A 1945-nucleotide genomic window follows, 5' to 3' on the forward strand; every position below is an offset into this window, starting at 1 on the left:
ACGAGCAAGCCGGCAGACCCAACCTGCCCCAAACCCCAGCACCACCAACAAACCAACCAGATCAAGCGATCTGAGGTCCTACTGAAAGACCGGGGTTAGCCTGCAACCATGCGACTTCTGATGGATGGCACTGTAGACCGCGTGGTTGTGCTGTTCGGTTCGAATGCGGATCCGGATCCGCAGCTGACCTGGGCTCGTGGGGTAACGCTCTTCGGCGACGACGGCACAGGCGCTGAGTTGCACCATGCGGGGCCGGTTGGCGTCGTGGGCTGGTCGGTCGCGGGACTGGATGCCTTGGCCTTCGTCGCCGGTCACCATGGGCTGGTGGATCGACTTGTATTGGTCGCAACCCCGATCCCCGACGACGAGGGTGCCCTGGGATTCGAGCTGTCTGAAGTCACCGCCAAGACCTTGCTGCTGTTTGCCGCAAAGGACCCGCTGACCGGCTCTCGTCATGGGACCTGGTGGCAGAAGCGACTCCCCGACGCGCGACTGGAGATGAGTCCGCAAGGTGGACACGAACTGCTGTCGCCCACGTGGAAACGGACCCTGTCCCACCTTGCCCCGCACTGCAAGCGTTAGGCCGCGTCGCAAGGTGATGGCGTGTGTTCAGCATGAGGGAGTTACGGCGCCTCGTTCGTCGATGAACGGGGCTCACGGCGAGTGAACTTGCTGCAGGCGCGTCCACGGGATCGCACGGGACTAACCCTAAGCCCCTTCGTCCCCGGCTCCAGCCTCCCTGCACGAACGTCCGGAACTGCCGCGATCCGCGCTCATGCCGACGTGCGCGCCTGGGTTTCTCGGTTTCTCCGTTTCTGCGGCACCGATTCCTCGGTGGCCGACTTGCCATGAGGACAGGGTGTCATCGAGTGCTGGCGTGCCTGGACCGGCGCCAACTGAAGCGGTGCGAGCCGGTCTCTCCTTCGCGCTCGGGTGCCGCCGCGGGTGCGGTCGTCACGCGCTCCTCCTGCGTCACCTCCGGCGTCACCGCCTGCGCAGCGCGTTCGGCCTCCCGCACGCCCACCACGGCGAACCTGCCCAACGCGAACGCGGCCAAGAACACGATCGCGACGCCGAGTCCACCGAAGAAGCCGACGTACTCAACGAATTGCCGCGTCGTGCTGCCGATCGGCTCACCGACCGTCGGGCTCCCCCAGATCGCCGAGAGCGGAACACCGAGAACGAACCACGCTCCGCTTAGGGCGGCCAACCAGCACCCGAACATCGCCGCCGCGCGGTTGGCACTGCCAAGCACCAGCAGCCCGCCGAGCACGGCGCCGACACCCGGCAGGACCTGCAGCAGGAGCCTGCCCGTTGTGTAGTCCCACGCGTTGTCGGGCGTGTAGGCGTAGTCGAAGTACGGACCAACGAACGGAATCAAAGCGCCCCACACGCCCAGCAGAACCAGCAACGTGCCACTCACGGCTCCCCGACTCCGCGGAACCCACATCGTCCCAGTCACGACAATCACCTTCTGAAAGATCGCGTTGGACGGATAGATAGTTCGATCGTCCCTCCTTGGTGGCGTGCTCGCAAACGCCAACCCGGCGTTCGCCAAGAACCTCAGATAGCCGACACACCCGGGCGACCTCCAGGCCGTCAGTGACCGTCCGAGCAGCCGGTACGACCCGCGACGACCAGCCCGCCGGGCGGCGTCCCTAGCTAGATCGGGCAGGCCACGACAACCTGCCCGCTGCCGCCGCGCATCGGTCGCCGTGCGGACGGAGGAGCTGGCATGGGAAGCCAGCCAAGACGACGAGGTGCTCGGCAGCTAATTACCGACGCTGGGGCGAGCCAGCCCAGCGGTCGTGCGAGGGCGTGGCGAGCGATCACCGGGCAAGGTCATCCGGACATCAGCGTAAGGCGATTTGCGTCAAGTGATTGGTCGGTGCCTCGTCCGTCGTCTGTCCCTGCATAGCGGTGATGGGGCTGGGCCCGTCAGCGT

General features: G+C 65.9%; 2 protein-coding genes. One reads left to right on the forward strand and one right to left on the reverse strand.

The window, feature by feature from the left end:
- Positions 1 to 108 precede the first annotated feature (108 nt).
- Positions 109 to 582 carry a hypothetical protein gene (locus AB0E63_RS46405; RefSeq protein WP_360381316.1) on the forward strand — a complete coding sequence of 158 codons (474 nt, stop codon included), beginning with the start codon at positions 109 to 111 and terminating at the stop codon, positions 580 to 582.
- Positions 583 to 862: 280 nt separating this feature from the next.
- On the opposite strand, the gene AB0E63_RS46410 is transcribed toward AB0E63_RS46405, so the two are convergent.
- On the reverse strand, positions 863 to 1423 hold the full coding sequence (locus AB0E63_RS46410) for a hypothetical protein (protein ID WP_360381319.1): 561 nt from the start codon (positions 1421 to 1423) through the stop codon (positions 863 to 865).
- Positions 1424 to 1945 lie beyond the last annotated feature (522 nt).

The organism is Kribbella sp. NPDC026596 (assembly GCF_040638415.1).
Classification (GTDB): Bacteria; Actinomycetota; Actinomycetes; order Propionibacteriales; family Kribbellaceae; genus Kribbella.